Annotated in this window: 4 protein-coding genes and 1 riboswitch; all 4 genes read right to left on the bottom strand. The window is 52.8% G+C overall.

The window, feature by feature from the left end; translation table 11 throughout:
- A partial coding sequence (locus H6F80_RS11385) for a sodium:solute symporter family transporter (protein ID WP_518523560.1) occupies nucleotides 1-767 on the bottom strand: 767 nt, incomplete at its 3' end.
- A 12-nt stretch (nucleotides 768-779) separates the two neighbouring features.
- Nucleotides 780-920 (bottom strand): hypothetical protein, encoded by a 141-nt coding sequence (locus H6F80_RS11380; RefSeq protein WP_190791667.1) that lies wholly within the window; start codon nucleotides 918-920, stop codon nucleotides 780-782.
- Nucleotides 912-1,011: riboswitch (TPP riboswitch) on the bottom strand. Its footprint overlaps the gene before it by 9 nt.
- A gap of 24 nt (nucleotides 1,012-1,035) precedes the next feature.
- On the bottom strand, nucleotides 1,036-2,358 hold the full coding sequence (locus H6F80_RS11375; RefSeq protein ID WP_347277865.1) for an S-layer homology domain-containing protein: 1,323 nt from the start codon (nucleotides 2,356-2,358) through the stop codon (nucleotides 1,036-1,038).
- 151 nt (nucleotides 2,359-2,509) lie between these two features.
- The gene (locus H6F80_RS11370; protein ID WP_190791666.1) at nucleotides 2,510-3,376 is read right to left on the bottom strand and encodes a radical SAM family protein; all 867 of its coding nucleotides are present in this window, start codon (nucleotides 3,374-3,376) and stop codon (nucleotides 2,510-2,512) included.
- Nucleotides 3,377-3,556 lie beyond the last annotated feature (180 nt).

The following is a 3,556-nucleotide window of genomic DNA, read 5'->3' as shown; positions in this document are numbered from 1 at the left end:
GCGTAGATGCGCTGCCAGTTGGTTTGGTTAAACATTTCGGCGGCAATAATCGCAATAATCAGCGTTGCGCCGAATTTAATGCCGGGCAGATTTCCCAGCGACAGCAGTTCGGGCGTGTTGATTTGAATTGGCTGAAGTGCAGCCCCCAATCCATTCAGGGAGACGATCGCTACTGCTGCACATACCACAAGCAGCGGCACAATCACGACCAACTGAACCGCATCGGTAAACACGGTTGCCCCCATTCCGCCATAGGTTGTGTATAGAAACGTCGCTGTGATTACCACGAGCGCAGTCCAGATCAGGGGCACATCTGCAATAATCTGCACCGCTTTGGCAATTCCGGTCAGCTCAGCCGAGAGAAAAATGAACATATAAAATAGAATGATCGCCAGTGTCAGCCCGTACATGGCATTGCCGAACCGATACAGCACATATTCATTCAGCGAGTGTCCGTGGGGCATCAGCTTGCGAATTCGAGGACCAATCAGCGAAATGATTGCTGCCGGAGCCGCTTGCCCGATGCCATAGCCTATGATTCCGGCGATGCCACTCGTTGCGCCGACTTCTGGCAGGCTAAACAAAATCCACACGCCCATCGCAGATGCCAGAATCGTGGCAAACGCCAACCAGCTTCCAAATCGATTGCGGCTAATCAAATATTCTTCTAAGTTAATCGTTTGCTGACTGGCATGGATCAATCCGAGCAGCGCAAAGCCACCCGCCGTCACCAGCAGCACCATTAATCCGATCGCTTCAACTGTCATGGAAAAATTCCCCTAACTTGAGCCATTCAAGCTGAGGGTTGAAATGAGAAATGACCTCGTTTTGACGATCGCTCTATGACCGTGCAGAAAATCCACACAGCCCGTCATCAGGTTGGATCGATCGCCCGTCGGTTTTGGTGCAAGTGACCGCAATCAACGCTTTCCTACGCTGGCATTACCCAGTCTCAGGTTCCGAGGGTATAGTCTCAGCCTGACGCAGAATCAGGCACCCCTAGCTTAAGGAAAATCATACCATTCCTGGTTCCGATTAGGGTCCAGTAGGTGCAGGCTTCGTACCGCTCTGAAGTGCATCTTTTGCCGTCACGCTATCCGTAGACGTGCCAAATTGCCACAATACAGCAGCGGCTTCGGCTCGGCTCACTGCCTTTTGCGGTTGAAACAGGGTGGTATAGCCAAATGCGCGCCGGATATTGGACTGATCGCCATTTTGAAAATCTGCCAGCACTGCCTTGAGAGCCGGGGGCGCGATGCGGGCGGTATCTTGAAAGCCCCAAGTTTGCTGCACTGCGTCGATCGAGGCATTAGGAAGCGGCTGGCGGGTGTCGATCGGCACTTTCCAGAAAATCAAATCTTCGCGCGTCAGGGGGGCATCCGGGCGGAAGGTGACGGTTGTGCTGCTGCCTGACAGGGGACTGGGAATTAACCCTGCATTTGCCAGAGCTTGAATTGCACCGAAGTCCGGGTCGGTCGATTTGACATCCTGAAAGGCAGCCTGCTCGGTGAGTGAAGCTGCCCGGATCTGACGCGAGGCTTGATTGACATAAAGCAAATTATTCGTTGTCAGTAGCCATCGCGCATATTCGCGGCGGGTAATTGCCTGATTGGGCTTAAATTCGTTTGCGCCCGCTGGGGCAGCATTGGTTCCCCGAAGCGGCAGCGCGTTCAGCTGCTCTAGATCCACAATGTACGATCGCAGCCCATCAGGAGCCTGATCCAGATCGGTAAACGCAGTCGCGGCGGCTGAAGTCGAGGGGTTTGGCGATCGGGCAGCCGAGTTTCCGGGCAGCACAGGACCAATAAAGTCAGGATCGCCGGGTTGAGAGACAGCACCCGGAGAATTCGTTGCGGTGGGGCTGGATGGGGAATTGGCTTGAGCCGTATCGCTAAACTGATAGGCGATCGAGAAAAGTGTGCGGGATGGATCAATTGCAGGCTGAATCGTAACAATTGCCTGGATCCCGTCTTTAGTTGCAACAAGAGGCTGTCCGGGGGTTGCAGGTTGAGTGAGCTGCCATCTATTTTGGCTCAGTTCGGTCTGGTAAAACTGCTGCACTTGATCGGTTGAGCTGGGAGCTGCCCATTGAGTCTGTGTGGAGCTATTCAATCCGCTTCCAGGAGTTGCCTGCACAAGCTGAGCCTGTGGATAGCGGGGAATTTCGGCAGGAAAATCAGCCGGAAACTGGGTTTGAGTCCCCTCTGTTTCTGGGGAAGCCGTTGGGCTAGATTGCAGTCGGGGATCAGCCGCGATCGATCGCTCTAAAGACTGCGCCCAGGGGCTATTCGAGCAAGCACCCAGAGCAAGCAGCGAGGACATCAAGCTGGTTAGAACGATCGCACGTTTAGCAGACACGATAATTCTCTGACTACACCACTACAATCCTACGCTAGCAGATCAAAACTGGAGGTGTGCAGTTGGCTGACGAAATATCCTCCATTTGACAGAAGCTTTATTGATAGTCCATCAAGCTTTAGTGCGATCAGGCATTCATCGTCCTGGCATATTAGCTAGCACAGGAAACAGAACGGTAATCGTCTGGCACGGGTAATTGGTCTAAATGCTTCCAGCAAACGGTGCAGGCAGGGAGTTCGTGCTGAACGGCGTAGGGTTCGTGAACAGTATCGAGCCAGTCGAAAAAGGCGCGAAAGTTTTGGGTCACAATCGCGGTATCGGTGTGAATATCGCCAAGCTGAAAATGAGCGGATTGGTTTTCGATCGCAAATGGGCAGGCATGAAATTTGCCTTCGCTAGTCAGCACCGGATAGCAGTGGGGACAGCGGGAGTTCACCTTGGGGCGACTGGCCTCCCCGGTAAACGGATCAACGCCGCGCCCGGAATCCACGATGTCGGGATGACCGATCGCGATCGTGCCTGGATGCGCTTTCTCGTATGTCTCTAGCAGGTCTAGCGATTTGCGCGGCATTTGCAGTGCGCCGTCTCCGGTGGCGATCGAGTAGTTGAGCGAGGCAGTCGTGCAGTTGAGCGGATCAGACTGGAGGATTTGCAGCAGCCGTTCTGCCTGAATTCCGTTGGAATAAATCACGATCGATCCCTGAAATTCTCTTTGCCGTAAATAGCCGATCGCCCAAATCACATTTTCGGGATGCAGCGTCGGTTCCCCGCCAAAAAACTTCAGCGTTCCCTCAGGAGTGAGCACGATCGTTCGTAAAGCCGCCTCTAAATGATCGATCGTGTAATCGTGATACCATCCCTTCGGTGTTCCGAATACCGTACAAAAATCACAGTCGCGGTTGCACTGATTTCCGGGGTAAAGATGAAGTTCTAACAGGCGATGTGAAACAGTTCTTCCTTCAGAGTAAACGGCTTCGATAACACCTTTGGCGCGGGGTTGACGCTCCTTGAAGACCATAGAGCAGAATATTCCTTAGTGGCTTAGCAGATGAAACATAGACGGTGAGAGCTTTTTTAACTCATCGTCCTACGCGAATCATAACGTGCATGTTCAGGAGAATGCTAATACCGATTCAATTTTTATATGCTAGAGATGGGAGGAGGAGAATTGAGGGGTAACGAGTATGGTTGGCGTTTG

The organism is Leptolyngbya sp. FACHB-711, assembly GCF_014695615.1.
Taxonomy (GTDB): Bacteria; Cyanobacteriota; Cyanobacteriia; order Elainellales; family Elainellaceae; genus Leptolyngbya_A.
Note: the sequence above shows the minus strand (reverse complement) of the source record. Positions and strands in the feature narration are given on the sequence as shown.

Coding starts and splice junctions, on each gene's coding strand:
- H6F80_RS11370 (WP_190791666.1), bottom strand. CDS start 3,376: ATGGTCTTCAAGGAGCGTCAACCCCGCGCCAAAGGTGTTATCGAAGCC.